We start from the raw sequence: 15959 nt of genomic DNA, 5'->3' as shown, positions 1-15959 counted from the left end.
CCATTATTATTTTGATATAAAGAATACATACACTACTGTTAGTGCGAGCAACCCTCCCATAATACGATTAAATAACTTATAGTGGATAGGATGTTCGAGATACTTTCCAATGGTAAGGCCTAATAAGGCCCAAGTTGATATACAGCAGTAACATACGATAAAAAATATCACACTAAATGCCCCGAGATCTTCGAGTGGAATCACACCGTTGCTAGAAAATACGGTTACCCCTGAAAGTGAAACAATCCAAGCTTTAGGGTTAAGCCATTGACACAAAAGGCCTTGGAACATAGTAGGAGCGTCGTTTTTCTTTGTTTCATCCTGTTCAGTTTTACTGCTTGTTGCAACCTTATAAGCCAAATAAAGTAAGAAAGCACTGCCAAGATAATTAAGTACTTGTGTTGCAGTATGTGAACCATCAAAGGCTTGTATCAATCCTAAACCTAAAATAATAAGAATAGACACAAATCCAATAGTAGCACCAAAAATATGTGGAATAGTCCTTACATAACCGTGATTTGCCCCAGTAATGGTTGCTAGAATATTTACAGGCCCAGGGGAGAGTGAAGTAACCAAGGCGAACATCGCCATAGCAAGAAATAAAGTCATCATTTGTCCTTAAAATTCAGTGACCTCACCGGTTCCATCAATGAAACGGTGCTCTTGTAAATCAACAATTTTGTAGCGTTTTGCTTTGATTTTCCCTTCTTTACAATATCCTGCTTTTGTTTCCCAAAAGCCCGAGTTAAATTCGGTGGTGAAGTGTAATTCAGAAAGGCATTTAACCCCTTTGTAGCGGTAAAGTGAAAAGTCGATTAGCCTAAGAGGGTATCCTTCTTCAAGGCTTAATGGCTCTCCATCTACATCCCAAACCAACATCGCTCGATTTGTTATGGCTTGTGAATAAGACAGTGTCGAATCGTATTGTCCTTTATCTGTACCAAAGCTTAATTGCTTTAAAAAATGGCCAGTGTATTTGTTCGGATCGATGTCGAGATATTCCATTACATCAGCCAGTAGTACACCAGTCCACGTACGACGAATACTCCAATTACATACGCACACAACACGGCGATTCTCAGTGATTGGCGCTATATTTTTAAGTTCATCTAATGTGATTTCTAACGGTTTACTTTCATTAGATAAAAAGACTTTTAATACCTTGGGTGCATTTTCATGCGTTTCTTGTGGCCCTTCTTGATAATATCTTAGAGAGGACGGTTTTTTCTCAATAAAAGGGGTCTTTTCAAACTGTTCCATACAACCTCACAACCTACTCTGTAATGTTTTTTACACAACGAAAACCAACAATATTATCTCTTACCGTTGGGGGATAATTATCTCTGCTGGTGCTGCGCATATAATTTTCATCGTGTAAGCCTGAACCGCCTCTCACCACATGATCAAAAGAGATGTCTAAAATACAAAGTGGATCAACATGGTTATCATCCCATGCATAATTTGGTAAATAATTATCTAAACACCACTCTGCAAGGTTTCCCCCCATATCTATACAACCAAAAGGAGATCGATTTTGTGGATGAGCATCCCAGTCTGTTGAGCTTCGATTAAATTCAACTGGTTCACAATCGGGAGCGAAATTCGCGATATTTAAATCTGGCTCTGTATTTCCCCAAGGATACATACGGTTATCATTTCCTTTTGCCGCGTATTCCCACTGCGATTCAGTTGGAAGTTCTTTACCAACAAAACAAGCAAAAGCTTGAGCTTCATGCCAACTGATCCCTGTGACTGGTTTTTTATCCCCATTCCAATTGGGATCATTCCAATATAAAGGTTCAGTAATATTGTGCTCTTGGATGAATTTGAATCCAGTTGTTGACCAATATCTAGGGTCTGAATAACCACCTTGCTCAATAAAAACACGGTAATCTTTATTTAATACTGGGTGTATATCCATAAAGAATGGAGAGAGTGAGATGGTTTTTATTGGTTGCTCATCAGAACTTAAAATCGACCCTCTTTGGTAAGGTTGACCTGAAATTAGTACCATATTATTCATTATACTCATCTTATTAACCCCAAGTTTCCAGTGTGTTTATTGATGATTTTTTTGGTGCCATAAATTGCGATACCAAGGTATTCAATATCTTCAGGTCTCGTTGCTGCAAGTTTGTCTGAATAGTCTTGGTAGTTTTTGGTTGTTTGAGCCACATTAGAAAAATCAACTAATGTGGCTTCTTCTTTTAAAGATGCTCTTATTTCTTTTATTTTATGAGAAGAGCTCGCCAATATAGGGATCGGAATCGATGTGATTCCGGTATGGATCTCCCCATTTTTATTGACGTTATCAGCACCAATCAGTTCGGGATGCAATTTACCTAGCGATAATGTTAGAACGGCCGCAGTATTCGCAATTAACCCTTGTGGCAGAGCTTTATCTATTACGAGTACGCATTTGTGGTTATCCATTTAGCCTCTTCCTTTTGACGTTGTTGGTTTTTTATAAAAAGTGCCCATGTCATATTTATTGTTAGGGGCGCTGAAATTTTCTTTAATTGGTATAGTGCGATTGAATCCGAGTTAACAAGACAGCAATCAGAATGTCCTTCAGCAACATGAATGGCAGCTTGACTAGTTGACGTTGAAAGACGGATGTTAAAGCGAGCGTTTGATAAATCGATAACGCTTTGATTGGCTGTTTTTATCAAGTCATCTAAACGAGAAAGTGGAGCATGATGTGTATCTATATTGATGATTTCGTTATTGTTCACTTTTTGCTGTAGTGCATTTATGTCTTTACAGCAAAGATGATAAGCAGGGGGAGAAAAAAAGAAGGAACCAGAAAGTAATGTCTTTGGGTTCATATAGAAAAAGTCAGTTTTTTGATATGCATTTGCAACTAATAAGGCTGCGCTATCGGATAACTCCACATAGTCTGATGCCTCTTCAAACGTATCGAAAAGCAGTATTTTTAATGGGCGATTGATAAGAGTCGAAAAATAGTTTGCGGCGGCTTCACTGCTTGAGCTTTTGGGGCCAAGCGTAGCAACCGTGCTGATATCGTTATTATCTCTAAGCCAAAAATAATTTTGATCCATCATTCTTTACTAATCCATTTGTAATTTTTATTAGATTAATTCAATGAGATAGAGTGATATTGTACAAAATTGCTTTTTGAATTTAATTATTAACACATAGTGGAGAAAATGATTGTTCTTACATTGCATTAACACTTGGTATAGATAATACGTGTATTGTTTAATTTCATACTAATGAGGAAAAGGGAAAGTCACTCATGTTTAAGTTTATTACAGGTATAGTCGCTGCTTTTGTTAGTTTTAATACCTTGTCTGCACCAGTGATTAAGCCTCTTCAATTTGAAGAAGTTACAACCAATATTTTTTTGGTGAAATCATTTCGAGAATTTAAAAATTTAAAAAGTCCGGATAACCCAATTGTTATTGATGCAAACTCATTGATTTATATAGATGGTAAAGATGCGTATCTTATTGATACTCCATGGAATGCTGAAAATATGCCTCAATTGATGACATGGATTGAGAACAGAGATTTAACGCTTAAAAAAACAGTATTTACACATTTTCATGAAGACCAAACTGGTGGTTTAGAATATTTGCAAGAACATGGATTTGATACTTATGCTACAAAATTAACTAATACACTGCTTGTTAATGATAATAAAAAAGCGGCAAATCATGAGTTAGACGCTCAGGAATCTGTTTTATTGGATAATAAAATTGAGGTTTTTTATCCGGGACCAGGACATTCAAAAGATAACTCTGTTATATGGTTTCCTAAAGAAAAAGTGTTATTAGGTGGATGCCTAATGCGAGCTAATGAGGTGAATACCATTGGCTGGACAGGTGATGCAGACCTCGCTCAATGGGCTCAATCAGCCAAAAATGTGTTAATAAAATACCCTGAAACTAAATTGGTTATTCCTGGGCACGGAGATATCGGGAAAGGGACTAGCGTAATTTCTCATACCGTCAATATTGCTGAAAGCTTGTAAAATCTGTCTATTCACATTACCTTTTTGTAACATGCTAGTTTTATTGAAAATATAAAGCTCTGTTTGATAAAGCTCAAGCAGGGCTTTTTTTATATTAAAATAACTTTTAAAGCTGAAGATAAAGGCAGATACTTCGACTCTTGTTAAGCACTGTTGTCTATAAGCAGTGTTCATCGTTATAAAAGAGAAAAACATGAAAGTAGTAAAAAAAGGGTTGCGAGCCGTTGCGGTATTAGAGGCTTGTAAAGGTATAGCATCTCTTTTGGTTGGGTTTGGTTTGCATGTTCTTGCTGGTCATAATATGCGTCAACTTGCTGAAAATATCGTTAGTCGTTTGCATTTGAATCCGGCAGGGCACCTTCCTAGTATTTTTATTCATGCTGCTAGCGGATTAACTGATGCACGAATGGGGTTATTAGCTATTGGCGCATTAGTTTATTCTGCCATTCGGTTAGTTGAAGCTTATGGTCTATGGCAAGGTCTTGTATGGACTGAATGGTTTGCTTTGGTGAGCGGTGCAATTTATTTGCCTTTTGAAGTTTATGAAATGATTTTTCATACAAACGTATTAGGTATTGGTGTCTTTTTTATTAACGTATTTATTGTAGCTTATATGGCATATGCGCTGTATAACGAAAGAAAAATGCAAAGGGAACACTCACTATAATCTTTAGTTCATTGTTGTCCATTTGTGCTGATATTTTACTATCCGAGCATTTATATGTTCGGATAAGTATTGTTCCACACAAGTAAATGATATTTAGAATGGGTAGTGACTAAACATATTATCCAGCATGTTCTGTAATGGAAGATCGCTATCTACAGTGCGTGCATACGTTCTTAATCCTGCTATTTGGACCTGAACAAATTGAGCAAGCTGTTTTGTATCTTTCTCTTTCTCTATTTCTCCAATTTCTTGCGCTTGTTTTAATACCTTTTCAAACTCAGATTCCATTATCTTCAAAGAGCGTTTTGCTTCAGTTAATAATTCTTCATTTTCATTCGTTAATTCAGTGACCGTTTTTACTAACATGCACATGCCACTTGGCGCACTAGAGCGTTTCTCGACAACAATGTTATGAATAAATGACTTAAGCCCCAGTAAAGGAGATTTTTGTTCATGACAGCATTGTTCTAAATGCAAAATACCAGATTGAGTGTAACGCTGTAACGATTCTTTAAATAATCCTTCTTTGCTGCCAAAGGTGGCATAAATACTTCCTGGACGCATATCTATCACTTCTTGAAGATTACGCATTGATGTCCCATGGAATCCTTTCTCCCAATAAAGATCAACTGCTTTATCAACAACTTGTACGCGATCAAACTTCGAATTTTTAGCCATAAGAATATGCCTTTAATAACTTTCTTGAACATTTGTTCAAATATTATCTTGAACGATCGTTCAAGTCTAGTTATATTGTTTTTAGCCCAACGAATACCAGTCGGTTGTAATGCTGGTTTATTTTGTCATTAGAAGGATATCAATATGCTTAAGTTTTATTTTCATCAAACACCTAACCCAATGAAAATTGCATTATATTTAGCTGAAACTGAATTGCCGTTTGAGTTAATGCCCGTAGATACATTAAAAGGTGAGCAGCATACAAAGGAATACCGAGCGATTAATCCAAATGGGAAAGCACCTGCAATCGTAGATGATGGAGTTCGTGTTTTTGATTCAAGTGCGATTTTACTTTATTTATCAGAAACGAGAGGAAAGCTTGGTGGCAAAGCAGAAGACCGCGCCGAGATGCTTTCATGGCTATTATTTATCGCTTCGGGTCTAGGTCCATTTTCCGGTCAGTCGGTACATTTCCGTCATTTTGCACCTGAAAAATTACCTTATGCAATCAACCGCTATTTATCTGAAGCACAGCGTCACTATGACGTTTTGGATAAACACCTTGAAGGTCGTGAATATATTGTCGGTGATGAGTTTAGTATTGCGGATATTTCGGCATGGGGTTGGATTGATAAAGCGACAGTTGTTTTAGGTGAAGAGGGATTAGCTCCTTACCCAAATATTCAACGTTGGTTTGATGGTATCAATAGTCGTCCTGCTGTTGAAAAAGCACGGAATATAGCAAACAACGTTGAGTTTAAATCAGAGTTTGATGAAGAGGCTAATCGTTCTCTTTATCCGCAAAATTTTGCCAAAAGCGGAAGTGCTAAACACTAATATTATTTTTATAAAAATAGTTATATCGTTTTTTAGGAGTCAGTATGGAACAACAATATATCCCACCTAAAGTGTGGTCCTTTGATAGTGAAAGCGGTGGTGAATGGGCGAAAATTAATCGTCCGGTTTCAGGTGCTACACATAAAAAGCAGCTACCAGTCGGCAAACATGATTTACAACTTTATTCGATGGGGACACCAAACGGACAAAAAGTGACAATCATGCTTGAAGAGTTGCTAGAGCTAGGAATAAAGAAAGCGGAATATGATGCGCATTTAATTAAAATTAGTGAAGGCGATCAATTCTCATCTGGTTTTGTTAATGTAAACCCTAACTCTAAAATTCCAGCTCTTGTTGATTCTTCTGGAGAAGTGCCAATAGAGGTCTTTGAATCTGGCTCTATCTTGTTATATTTAGCAGAAAAATTTAATGCGTTTATACCAGAAGCACCTGAAAAGCGCGTAAAAGTGATGAACTGGTTATTTTGGTTACATGGTTCTGCACCATATCTTGGTGGTGGTTTTGGGCATTTTTATGCTTATGCACCAGAGAAATTTGAATACCCAATTAACCGTTTTACGATGGAAGTAAAACGTCAGCTAGATGTATTAGATAAGCAGTTAGCTAAGAATCAATATATTGCGGGAGATGAATATACTATTGCAGATATGGCTATCTGGCCGTGGTATGGCAATTTGATTCTTGGTTATTTATATAATGCTGAAACGTTTTTGGATGTAGGTAGTTATGTTCATGTGAGACGTTGGGCGAAAATGATATTAGCGAGAACTGCTGTCCAGCGTGGACGTGTTGTGAATAGAACATGGGGAGAACCATGGGAGCAAGTTCCAGAGCGTCATAGTGATAAAGACATTACCGAAGTTTTAGTGCTTAAACCTGAGTAACTTATGGTTACTATAGTTAAGCCAAGGATTTGATGTGAGGCATTAAATCCTTGGCTTTTTAGATTTAATATATAGATAAGACAACTAATCATTGTTGAGATAATAATATTTTTAACTATAACAGTGTTTACAATGAGAGTTATTACTTATATATTGATTTGGTTACCACGATAAATAACTAGGAAATTTTCCATGCTTTCTCTAACAGTCCAACAATCTGCTGCTTTGTGCAAAATGATGCTCGGATCTGTATCGCGTGTAACATCAACAATTATTGCAGTCATTCTAGTGATTATTAACTAGGCTGGCGGCACTTCCGTCAGCCGGGCTGACGGAGAATAGTCAAACTCCTTCTTATATTTTCCCAGCCAATCTGACGGTCCATAATAAAAGCTACTAGGGTATAGCCCAATAGCAAAAGAGGACTTGTACATTGAAAAAACACAACTTGCTTGCGATTGGTCTAATGACTTTTGCCATGTTTCTTGGCGCAGGGAATATCATCTTTCCTCCTTTTCTTGGTTTAGAGGCAGGAACACAATACTTACCAGCAATGTTAGGCTTTTTGCTTACTGCTGTTGGTTTACCATCTTTGACATTAATTGTATTAGGTCGATTAAGTAGTAGTGCTCAGCTAACACAGGCATTACCAAAGCCACTTTCCATTGCCTTTTGGGTTCTTTTGTTTACCGCTATTGGTCCCGCATTTGGTATGCCAAGAGCAGTAACGGTTGCTTACGAAATGGGAATTAAGCCATTTGTTGAAGGCGATCACTTACTCATTTTCTCGGTATTATTTGTTGGTGTAACACTATTACTTGCATTTCAACGTGGAAAGTTAGTCGATTATATTGGTAAGGTGATGACACCTTTACTTGTACTAATGCTGGCCGCTTTAGCTGTTGCAGCTATCGTCACGCCTTTAGGCACCTTCAATACACCGAGTGCTGATTATCAATATAAAGCCGTGACGAGTGGTTTAATTCAAGGCTACATGACAATGGATGCCATTGCAGCAGTTGGTTTTGGTTGGATCATTATCAAAGCAATTCAAGATAAAGGTTGTGAGTCACCAAAAGAGATTTTCCATGCAACGCTTAAAGTAACGTTTGTTTACGCTCTTTTGATGTCTGCATGCTATTTAGCTATGGCATACGTTGGCGCTACTTCTGCTTCTATTTCAGAAGGAGCAACGAATGGTGGTGAGCTACTAACTCGTTATGTTGCAGAGATCTTTGGCCCATTAGGTCAGTATTTATTGGCTGGCATTATTATTATGGCTTGTTTAACTACTACTGTCGGTTTAACCAATGCATGTGCTGAATATTATCAACAAACATTTCGTTCACCATTTGCCGTTACTGCGATCATCGTAACGGTACTTACTGGCGTTATTGCTAACTTTGGTTTAGAGCAAATTTTAGCGATCAGTTTACCAGCCATTCTGATCCTTTGTCCGATAGCCATTGCACTTGTTTTAACCGCATTGTTTGTGCCGACAACGAAACAAAATTTAGCGGCTTATGTAGCAATTGTATGTATAACGCTTGTATTTGGTAGTTTAGATGCGTTACATATTCTTAGTTTATTACCAGAATCATTGGCAACATTGTTAAATGAGTATGTACCGTTGTTTGAAGCGCACGCAAGTTGGTTCTTACCTGTATTCGCAGCTATTGCTATTAGTAAGTTATTAACGAAGAAAGTGATGAACGGTGATGCGGTAGAATTATCAGAAAAAGCGGTAAATCTAAAATAAACAACAATCTTTTTATTTAATAAAAAACGGGTAGCTTTTGGCTACCCGTTTTGATTTGTATTCGTAATAAGCCTTAACTTAGAACTTGTAAGTTGCACCTGCGTAAAAAGTACCAATATTCATTGCGTAGTCATCAGAGTAGCTGTAGTAACCGTAATCTTGATATACGTTCTCTTCAATAAACATATCACCTTCATAAGCTACACGGAAAGCCAATCCACTTAGTGCTTTTGGTGCATATTCCACACCTACACCGTAATGGAAAGACGTATTATTTTCACTTAGAGAGTGACCTAGTACATTCGTTGATGATTCTAATGAACCTAAACCAACGATACCAAATGGGCGCCAGCCGCTATCAAATGTATAACCTAGGTTTGCAGCTAGTGAGATAGACGTTGATTCAATATCAATACCCTTAAAACCAACCGCTTTAGCAGTAGGATGGTTTACATTGATGTCACCATATTTTGTGTATTGAAGTTCAACAGCAACAATACGATTGAATTGGTAGCCACCCATGAATTTAAGGGTTGAATCATCAGCATTGATAGAAGCGCCTGTGTAATCAAATGCGCCACCATCATCAAAAGTGGTTGCACCCAAGCCAGCACCTAAGTAAAAGCCTGAAATGTTATCGTTAGCATTAGAAAATGCTGAAAATAATACCAATAAAAGTGCAATTTTTTTCATGGGGTTCTCATTTATAAATTGGGAAGGAAAAGTAGGGGGCATTATAAGAAAGCTGCTTATAGAGTCTAAATGGAAAACTCACATTTGTTTTTTGTTTGTTTTTTTATTTGTTTTAACTAAAGTTGTTGAAGGTTTTTTTGTCTCAACTTGATGTTTAATAAGCATTTATTTTACTAAATAGTGATATGGCTCTAAGAATTATTGATTTGTCAGTTTTTTTAGGTAGACTCCAGAGTTTTATAAATGAAACCAATGCCTCTTATTTGAAGATGTATTTTTTGTGTCATTTATATGAATCAATTTTCTTCTACTTATATTTTTCACTATAAGGCTTAAATGCATAAAATAATTATTGCTAATTTAGTGTTAGAACCTGAAAGCAGAACGTTAACAAACCAGTTTGGTCACAAAGTAATGTTAAGACCATTACCTTATGAAGTGTTTAGATTATTGCTTGATCAGCAAGGAAAAAGTGTATCTCGTGATCAACTATTTAATGTTTGCTGGGAAGGTATGGTTGTTACCGATCAGGCATTAACGAATGTTATTTCGAATTTAAGACGTAATTTAGTGCAATTAAAAGCAGAGAACGTAACGATTAAAACAGTAAGTAAAATCGGTTACTTACTTGCTATAGAGCAGCCAATCACAATCGTTGAAAATACGAATGAAATTGCACCTTTAAAAAAACAATCAGAACCATCATCTGTTGCCAATAAGATAAATAAAAAAGAAGCGTTTAATAGAAAAACAGCTGATGCAATACTTAAACAATTATTGACCAAACCTTCTGTTAAATCAGTAAGTTGTTGTTTTTTCCTAGTTGCGATGATTATTGTTGGTGTCGTGTACCAAAGGTACATATCAATACCGCACTTTTTAGTGAGCAATAATTATGAGCACTTTAGTGTCAATAACACGGATTTTTATTTGCTAAATAAGACAAAAGAAAAAACAGATATAGAGAAGATCAAATCTGGTATTGAATCTTTGAATTTGGCTGAATGTAATGCAAATGTTTACATTAGGATGTATGACTCAGTATATGAGGATGATACGTACTCCTTAAAAGGATACATAGAAGCAAAAAATAATAATAGAAATGGAAACTATTCGTTAAGTCAATTTTCATATGATAATTTGCCAAACATCATTGGTGAAGCATTAAAAAGGGCGAAACTAGTATGCGATTAGTTAATTTGGTTTTACTGTTTATACTAGTGGGATTGGCATTTTATAAATTTAGCTTTAATGATACTGAGCTCGCTGGTTCTCGTTGGGCATGTAATGAATTATCTAAAAATTTCATTTCAGAACCGTATAAAAAATACCAAGAAATAACAGAGAAAGATGTACTCTATTTTGCTTCATCATCTAATTTAACTATTTTTCAAACTGGTGAGTTAGTTTTCAAAAATGGAGAGCGTCATAAGTATGAAGTTATTATTGATGCGAGCTATAAGGTTAAAAAGAATAAAATATCACTAAAGTATACAAATATAGACTGGCATTATAAACCCGCTAAATCTCCAGTTTTTGTTCAAGATTTGGACTCATTAAAAGGTTTTGAAACAGATCTTAACTATATTATTAATGACGAACAATTGTATTTTTATAATCGAAAAAAACATGAAAATACAAACTATCTTTGTTTCTCTTTATAAAGTAACAATTCACTAAATTTGGTTATTTGTTAAATAAAATAACCAAATTAGTGTTTGATTTGTATTCTCTATGTGAAATAAAACTGCTTTAATTACAGTGGTTTATCTGTTTTTGTATTAACTTGAATTAATTTGAGTGATGTGTGATCTAACACTATTTATCAAATCAATAACCCGATTATTATTCGCTCGATTTTGGAGTTTAAATTGCAGACGAATAACGTAGCAATTTAAAAATTTATTATATAAAAGCTATCATCAGGGAGATTGATATGTTTTTAATTGAGTTTTTAATCGTACTAGTATGTATTTTAATCGGTGCTCGAATTGGTGGTATCGGTTTAGGTGTTATGGGCGGTATTGGTTTAGCCATACTAAGTTTTGTTTTTGGTTTACAACCGACAAGTCCGCCTATTGATGTAATGTTGATGATCATGGCAGTAGTAGCTGCTGCTGCTGCAATGCAAGCAGCTGGTGGTCTTGAATATTTAATCAAAATTGCTTCAAATATTCTTCGTAAAAATCCTCGTCATATTACTTTTATTGCCCCTTTAGTGACGTACATGTTTACTTTCTTAGCAGGTACTGGACACGTAGCTTATTCAGTTTTACCTGTTATTGCAGAAGTAAGCCGTCGTAGTGGTATTCGCCCAGAACGTCCACTTGGAATGGCAGTAATTGCTTCTCAATTTGCAATTGTAGCGAGTCCAATTGCTGCTGCGGTTGTCGCTGTTGTTGCCTTTTTAGAGCCACAAGGAATTACTTTAGCTGATGTATTAATGGTAACGATTCCGGGCACATTCTGTGGTTTAGCACTAGCTTGCGTTATTGTTAACAAGATTGGTAAAGAGCTAAAAGACGATCCTGAATATCAACGTCGTATGCAAGATCCAACGTTCCGTAAGGAAATGGAACAAGAAGTACAAGTAGAAGAAATTGAAATTAAACCAGAAGCGAAAAAAGCGGTAGGACTATTCCTATTTGGTGCATTCGCCGTGGTTATTATGGGTGCATTCCCTGCATTACGTCCTAACTTCAATGGATCTCCAATGGGCATGGCTCATACTATTGAAATCGTAATGTTAGCAATGGCAGCTTTAATTATTTTACTATGTAAGCCTGATGGAAATGAAATAACACAAGGTTCAGTTTTCCATGCAGGTATGCGTGCTATCGTAGCTATATTTGGTATTGCATGGTTAGGTGATACGTTTATCGCAGGCCATGACATCATGGTAAAAGAAGCGGTATCTGGCTTGGTTGAAGTTGCTCCATGGACATTTGCTTTTGCATTGTTTGGTTTATCTGTAATGGTAAACAGTCAAGGCGCAACAACGGCAGTATTAGTACCTGTAGGTATTGCATTAGGCTTACCGCCAGAAGTGATTATCGCAACATTTGTTGCTGTAAATGGTTACTTCTTTATTCCTAACTATGGTCCGATTATCGCATCTATCGATTTTGACCGTACAGGCACAACTAAGATCGGTAAATACATTTTTAATCACAGCTTTATGCTTCCTGGTCTATTAAGTATGATCTTCAGTATCGTGTTCGGATTTATTTTTGCAAGCATGGTTTTATAACGCTCAATCAAAAATATAAATACACTTTAATTAGAACAAAGGCGAGCCTTAATGGCTCGCCTTTTTTTGTTTGATTTCTCAAATGTGAAAAGATTAACATTAAGATTACATTGACTCCACATTTGCGGCGTTATTTGTTGGACTTTAATTTAACCATGAGTAATGTGAACTTGCTAATAAATGAATCTATTATAAAAACGATAGTTAGGTATATATCTAAATAAAGTTTAATAATCAAGGAGATGATTGTGTTTAAACGTAATTTTATACTTGCTCTACTCTTTATCATTCCATCAGTTGTTAATGCTGAAAATTATACTATTGGCACCGGTGGTCAAAGTGGTATTTATTATCCATTTGGAGGTGCATTAGCGAAGGTTTGGACTGAACATGTTCCAGATGTAACAGCCAAAGCAGAGGTGACTGCTGCGTCAGTTGAAAATACCATTAAGGTTGTGCGTGGCGATATGATAGCAGGTATTGCAATGGGGAATGTGGTACTTGATGCCTATAATGGTGAGGGGAAATTTCCACAAAAAATGCCAGTTAAAACGCTTTTTGCACTATACCCAAATTTAGTTCATACCATAACTCTTGAAAAATCTGGTATTACATCATTATCGCAATTAAAGGGTAAACGAGTGTCTTTAGGCGCTCCTGCAAGTGGTACTGCTGTAACTTCAGCTGCTCTACTTGAGTCTTTAGGTATTGATGTGAAAAAAGACATTAAAGCGGTGTATTTAAACTACTCTGAAACTACGAATGCATTAGCAAACGGACAAATTGATGCTGGTTTTATTGTCGGTGGACAAGGGGTTGGTGCTGTAACACAAATTGCATTAACACATAAAATAAAAGTGCTTTCAATTACACCTGAAGAAAGTGCACTGTTTATGAAAAAGTACCCAGCCTACAGTACATACAATATTCCTGGAGGCGTATATAACAACGTTGATGAAGTGTCGACATTAAGCGTTTGGAATGTATTAGTGGTGAATGCAAAAATGAGTGATGACATGGCATATAACCTGACAAAAGCAGCATATGAAAATATAGGTGACGTTCGTAAAGTTGTAAAAATGGCTGAAATGACAACACCAGAAAATGCAAACAGTTTACAGGGTGTACCTCTTCATGCGGGAGCTCAAAAATATCTGGATTCAATCTTGAAGTAATTAAACTGTTTTACTCAATATTAAATGGAAGGGTAAGAGTTCTGCTTACCTTTCTTCTTTTCTGACTTTATCCTACAGGCATTAATATGGACATTATAACTGATAAAAACCAAAGCGATGTCGATGAGTATTTACCTCATGAAAGAACGGTCACCGTATTTGGATTCTTAATTTTAAGCATTGCTGTTGCATTATCCGCTTTTCAAATATGGCAGGGAATAAGCTCGACAATCTCTGCTACTTATTTTAGGCCTATCCACTTATGTTGGGTTCTCATTCTCATCTTTTTGCATTACCCGTTAATTAATAATCGAAAGAGTTCTTTGTATTTAGCTGGGAGAGTTATCGATCTTATTTTGTGTGGTTTGATTGTTTTTGCTGCTTATCGAATGACGATATTTGATTATAACGATATCAACCATCTCTTTTATGGGTTGCAATTGCCCGATATGGTTGCGGGTTGTTCATTGATTATTTTATTAATGGAAGGCTGCCGTCGTACTGTTGGATGGGTAATGGTACTTATTGCTGTGTTATTTTTATCTTATAGCGCATTTGGAGATATGTTACCTGCAGGTTTCGCAATTAAATCATATACCTTACAAGAGCTTATTCAGTTTCAAATTTTTTCTGCTAACGGCATATTTGGTTCTGCATTAGGGATTGCTGCAACCACCGTTTTTGTTTTTGTTTTATTCGGTGCTTTTCTTGAGGTAACAGGGGCCGGGAAATTCTTTATTGATTTAGCTTTTTCTATTGCCGGTAAATATCGAGGTGGTCCGGCAAAAGCGGCGGTATTAGCGTCGGCCGGATTAGGTTCTATTTCTGGTTCTGCAATAGCGAACACGGTAACAACCGGTTCGATCACCATTCCAATGATGAAGAAACTCGGTTATAAGCCAGAACAGGCTGCAGGAATAGAAGCCGCAGCATCAACTGGTGGGCAAATAATGCCGCCAATTATGGGGGCTGGGGCATTTGTAATGGCACAATTTACCGGTGTTCCTTATAGTGAGATCATGCTTGCATCTATTGCTCCTGCAATTTTGTATTTCTTTTGTACCTTGCTCTATGTGCATTTAATGGCATGTAAGCTGAATCTTAAAGCAGCAAATCGAACTGAAGCTGTAATGAGTGTTATGAAAGAGGGAGCTCATCATTTAATTCCATTAGCATTAATCACAACATTATTGATGATGGCGTATTCTCCATTATTAGTTGGCGTCGCTGGTTGTGCTGCAATTTTAGTGACCGCAGCTTTAAGAAAGCACAGCCGAATAGGATTACAAAAATTCATTGAAGGCATGAAAAATGGAGCTTTAATGGCATTACCTATTTCGGCTGCATGTGGTGCTGCTGGGATAATTGTTGGTGTGGTTGGACAAACCGGAATTGGATTACAGTTTACTCAATTTGTTATGGATTTTTCGGGAGGTTACTTACTCATAGCTCTTGGGTTAATAAGTATTGTAGCGTTAGTACTCGGAATGGGGTTACCTGTAACAGCCGCTTATATTGTATTAGCCGTAATGGCGGTTCCGATGTTAAGTGACTTTGGTTTATCACTATTAACAGCACATCTTATTGTTTTTTGGTTATCGCAGACATCAAATGTAACGCCACCAATCGCGCTAGCTGCATTTGCTGGAGCAGGAGTTGCTAATGCTAATCCAATGAAGTCATCAGTAGAAGCATTTAAATTGGCTGGTGGTTTGTTCATTATTCCAATAATGATGGCATATACAAATCTGGTCGATTCTAGTGCAGGAGCTTGGAGTCTAACTTTATCGATTGTGCAAACATTGACGATTATTATAGCGATTGCTGTATCAATTGAAGGGTATTTATTACGTGTACTAACAACAGCTGAAAGGTTATTGGCTTTCTCTACTATTCCTTTAATTTTGTTAAATCCATTCGGTGCCGGTTTCGTTGGAATTATCATTATTGCGGGATTGATATTGACTCAATGGCGAGGAAAACCTCAAGTAACATAAA

17 protein-coding genes are annotated in these 15959 nt (G+C 36.6%); 10 read left to right on the top strand and 7 right to left on the bottom strand.

What is annotated here, in order from left to right; translation table 11 throughout:
• Positions 1 to 6: 6 nt before the first annotated feature.
• Genes GNP81_RS07475 through GNP81_RS07455 form a run of 5 tightly spaced genes read right to left on the bottom strand, consistent with a single transcriptional unit; the run spans position 7 to position 3065 of the window.
• Positions 7 to 609, bottom strand: coding sequence for a LysE family translocator (locus GNP81_RS07475; RefSeq protein ID WP_011261706.1), 603 nt, complete (start codon positions 607 to 609; stop codon positions 7 to 9).
• Positions 610 to 618: 9 nt separating this feature from the next.
• A complete protein-coding gene (locus tag GNP81_RS07470) occupies positions 619 to 1260 on the bottom strand; it encodes a molybdopterin-dependent oxidoreductase (protein WP_012533375.1) in 642 nt (213 codons plus the stop codon).
• Between the two features lie 13 nt (positions 1261 to 1273).
• Positions 1274 to 2023, bottom strand: coding sequence for a formylglycine-generating enzyme family protein (locus tag GNP81_RS07465; protein WP_063643761.1), 750 nt, complete (start codon positions 2021 to 2023; stop codon positions 1274 to 1276).
• Positions 2024 to 2028: 5 nt separating this feature from the next.
• Positions 2029 to 2433: a DUF2000 domain-containing protein gene (locus tag GNP81_RS07460; protein ID WP_011261709.1), complete on the bottom strand. Its 405-nt coding sequence runs from the start codon at positions 2431 to 2433 to the stop codon at positions 2029 to 2031.
• Complete coding sequence (locus tag GNP81_RS07455; protein WP_155657123.1) at positions 2406 to 3065, bottom strand: hypothetical protein; 660 nt, start codon at positions 3063 to 3065, stop codon at positions 2406 to 2408. The genes GNP81_RS07460 and GNP81_RS07455 overlap by 28 nt, the downstream gene beginning before the upstream one ends.
• A 194-nt stretch (positions 3066 to 3259) precedes the next feature.
• Between GNP81_RS07455 and blaALI the strand changes: the two genes are divergently transcribed.
• Both blaALI and GNP81_RS07445 read left to right on the top strand, forming a co-directional pair.
• Positions 3260 to 3997, top strand: a complete 738-nt coding sequence (blaALI, locus tag GNP81_RS07450) for an ALI family subclass B1 metallo-beta-lactamase (RefSeq protein WP_155658775.1) — start codon at positions 3260 to 3262, stop codon at positions 3995 to 3997.
• Positions 3998 to 4190: 193 nt separating this feature from the next.
• Positions 4191 to 4664, top strand: coding sequence for a DUF2127 domain-containing protein (locus tag GNP81_RS07445; protein WP_155657124.1), 474 nt, complete (start codon positions 4191 to 4193; stop codon positions 4662 to 4664).
• 93 nt (positions 4665 to 4757) lie between these two features.
• Here GNP81_RS07445 and GNP81_RS07440 read toward each other — a convergent pair whose 3' ends face one another.
• Positions 4758 to 5342 (bottom strand): TetR/AcrR family transcriptional regulator, encoded by a 585-nt coding sequence (locus GNP81_RS07440; protein ID WP_155657125.1) that lies wholly within the window; start codon positions 5340 to 5342, stop codon positions 4758 to 4760.
• Between the two features lie 144 nt (positions 5343 to 5486).
• Between GNP81_RS07440 and GNP81_RS07435 the strand changes: the two genes are divergently transcribed.
• The 3 genes from GNP81_RS07435 (at position 5487) to brnQ (ending at position 8843) form a co-directional block, all read left to right on the top strand.
• Entirely contained in the window at positions 5487 to 6179 is a 693-nt protein-coding gene (locus GNP81_RS07435; RefSeq protein ID WP_005418838.1) for a glutathione S-transferase family protein, read from the top strand.
• Positions 6180 to 6223: 44 nt separating this feature from the next.
• Positions 6224 to 7084, top strand: coding sequence for a glutathione-dependent disulfide-bond oxidoreductase (yghU, locus tag GNP81_RS07430; protein WP_155658774.1), 861 nt, complete (start codon positions 6224 to 6226; stop codon positions 7082 to 7084).
• A 433-nt stretch (positions 7085 to 7517) separates the two neighbouring features.
• Positions 7518 to 8843 carry a branched-chain amino acid transport system II carrier protein gene (gene brnQ / locus GNP81_RS07425; protein WP_155673504.1) on the top strand — a complete coding sequence of 442 codons (1326 nt, stop codon included), beginning with the start codon at positions 7518 to 7520 and terminating at the stop codon, positions 8841 to 8843.
• A 78-nt stretch (positions 8844 to 8921) separates the two neighbouring features.
• On the opposite strand, the gene GNP81_RS07420 is transcribed toward brnQ, so the two are convergent.
• Positions 8922 to 9536: a porin family protein gene (locus GNP81_RS07420; protein ID WP_155657128.1), complete on the bottom strand. Its 615-nt coding sequence runs from the start codon at positions 9534 to 9536 to the stop codon at positions 8922 to 8924.
• A gap of 336 nt (positions 9537 to 9872) precedes the next feature.
• On the opposite strand from GNP81_RS07420, the gene GNP81_RS07410 reads away from it, so the two are divergent.
• The 5 genes from GNP81_RS07410 (at position 9873) to GNP81_RS07390 (ending at position 15958) form a co-directional block, all read left to right on the top strand.
• Complete coding sequence (locus GNP81_RS07410) at positions 9873 to 10730, top strand: winged helix-turn-helix domain-containing protein (protein ID WP_063662386.1); 858 nt, start codon at positions 9873 to 9875, stop codon at positions 10728 to 10730.
• Entirely contained in the window at positions 10721 to 11200 is a 480-nt protein-coding gene (locus tag GNP81_RS07405; RefSeq protein WP_005418845.1) for a hypothetical protein, read from the top strand. The genes GNP81_RS07410 and GNP81_RS07405 overlap by 10 nt, the downstream gene beginning before the upstream one ends.
• 272 nt (positions 11201 to 11472) lie before the next feature.
• Positions 11473 to 12786: an anaerobic C4-dicarboxylate transporter family protein gene (locus GNP81_RS07400; protein ID WP_011261719.1), complete on the top strand. Its 1314-nt coding sequence runs from the start codon at positions 11473 to 11475 to the stop codon at positions 12784 to 12786.
• Positions 12787 to 13028: 242 nt separating this feature from the next.
• The gene (locus GNP81_RS07395; RefSeq protein WP_011261720.1) at positions 13029 to 13961 is read left to right on the top strand and encodes a TAXI family TRAP transporter solute-binding subunit; all 933 of its coding nucleotides are present in this window, start codon (positions 13029 to 13031) and stop codon (positions 13959 to 13961) included.
• An 86-nt stretch (positions 13962 to 14047) separates the two neighbouring features.
• Positions 14048 to 15958 carry a TRAP transporter permease gene (locus GNP81_RS07390; protein WP_011261721.1) on the top strand — a complete coding sequence of 637 codons (1911 nt, stop codon included), beginning with the start codon at positions 14048 to 14050 and terminating at the stop codon, positions 15956 to 15958.
• The last annotated feature ends 1 nt before the right edge of the window (position 15959 follow it).

It is taken from the genome of Aliivibrio fischeri (assembly GCF_009727955.1).
Taxonomy (GTDB): Bacteria; Pseudomonadota; Gammaproteobacteria; order Enterobacterales; family Vibrionaceae; genus Aliivibrio; species Aliivibrio fischeri_A.
Note: the sequence above shows the minus strand (reverse complement) of the source record. Positions and strands in the feature narration are given on the sequence as shown.

Coding starts and splice junctions, on each gene's coding strand:
- GNP81_RS07475 (WP_011261706.1), bottom strand. CDS start 609: ATGACTTTATTTCTTGCTATGGCGATGTTCGCCTTGGTTACTTCACTC.
- GNP81_RS07470 (WP_012533375.1), bottom strand. CDS start 1,260: ATGGAACAGTTTGAAAAGACCCCTTTTATTGAGAAAAAACCGTCCTCT.
- GNP81_RS07465 (WP_063643761.1), bottom strand. CDS start 2,023: ATGAATAATATGGTACTAATTTCAGGTCAACCTTACCAAAGAGGGTCG.
- GNP81_RS07460 (WP_011261709.1), bottom strand. CDS start 2,433: ATGGATAACCACAAATGCGTACTCGTAATAGATAAAGCTCTGCCACAA.
- GNP81_RS07455 (WP_155657123.1), bottom strand. CDS start 3,065: ATGATGGATCAAAATTATTTTTGGCTTAGAGATAATAACGATATCAGC.
- blaALI (WP_155658775.1), top strand. CDS start 3,260: ATGTTTAAGTTTATTACAGGTATAGTCGCTGCTTTTGTTAGTTTTAAT.
- GNP81_RS07445 (WP_155657124.1), top strand. CDS start 4,191: ATGAAAGTAGTAAAAAAAGGGTTGCGAGCCGTTGCGGTATTAGAGGCT.
- GNP81_RS07440 (WP_155657125.1), bottom strand. CDS start 5,342: ATGGCTAAAAATTCGAAGTTTGATCGCGTACAAGTTGTTGATAAAGCA.
- GNP81_RS07435 (WP_005418838.1), top strand. CDS start 5,487: ATGCTTAAGTTTTATTTTCATCAAACACCTAACCCAATGAAAATTGCA.
- yghU (WP_155658774.1), top strand. CDS start 6,224: ATGGAACAACAATATATCCCACCTAAAGTGTGGTCCTTTGATAGTGAA.
- GNP81_RS07420 (WP_155657128.1), bottom strand. CDS start 9,536: ATGAAAAAAATTGCACTTTTATTGGTATTATTTTCAGCATTTTCTAAT.
- GNP81_RS07410 (WP_063662386.1), top strand. CDS start 9,873: ATGCATAAAATAATTATTGCTAATTTAGTGTTAGAACCTGAAAGCAGA.
- GNP81_RS07405 (WP_005418845.1), top strand. CDS start 10,721: ATGCGATTAGTTAATTTGGTTTTACTGTTTATACTAGTGGGATTGGCA.
- GNP81_RS07400 (WP_011261719.1), top strand. CDS start 11,473: ATGTTTTTAATTGAGTTTTTAATCGTACTAGTATGTATTTTAATCGGT.
- GNP81_RS07395 (WP_011261720.1), top strand. CDS start 13,029: ATGATTGTGTTTAAACGTAATTTTATACTTGCTCTACTCTTTATCATT.
- GNP81_RS07390 (WP_011261721.1), top strand. CDS start 14,048: ATGGACATTATAACTGATAAAAACCAAAGCGATGTCGATGAGTATTTA.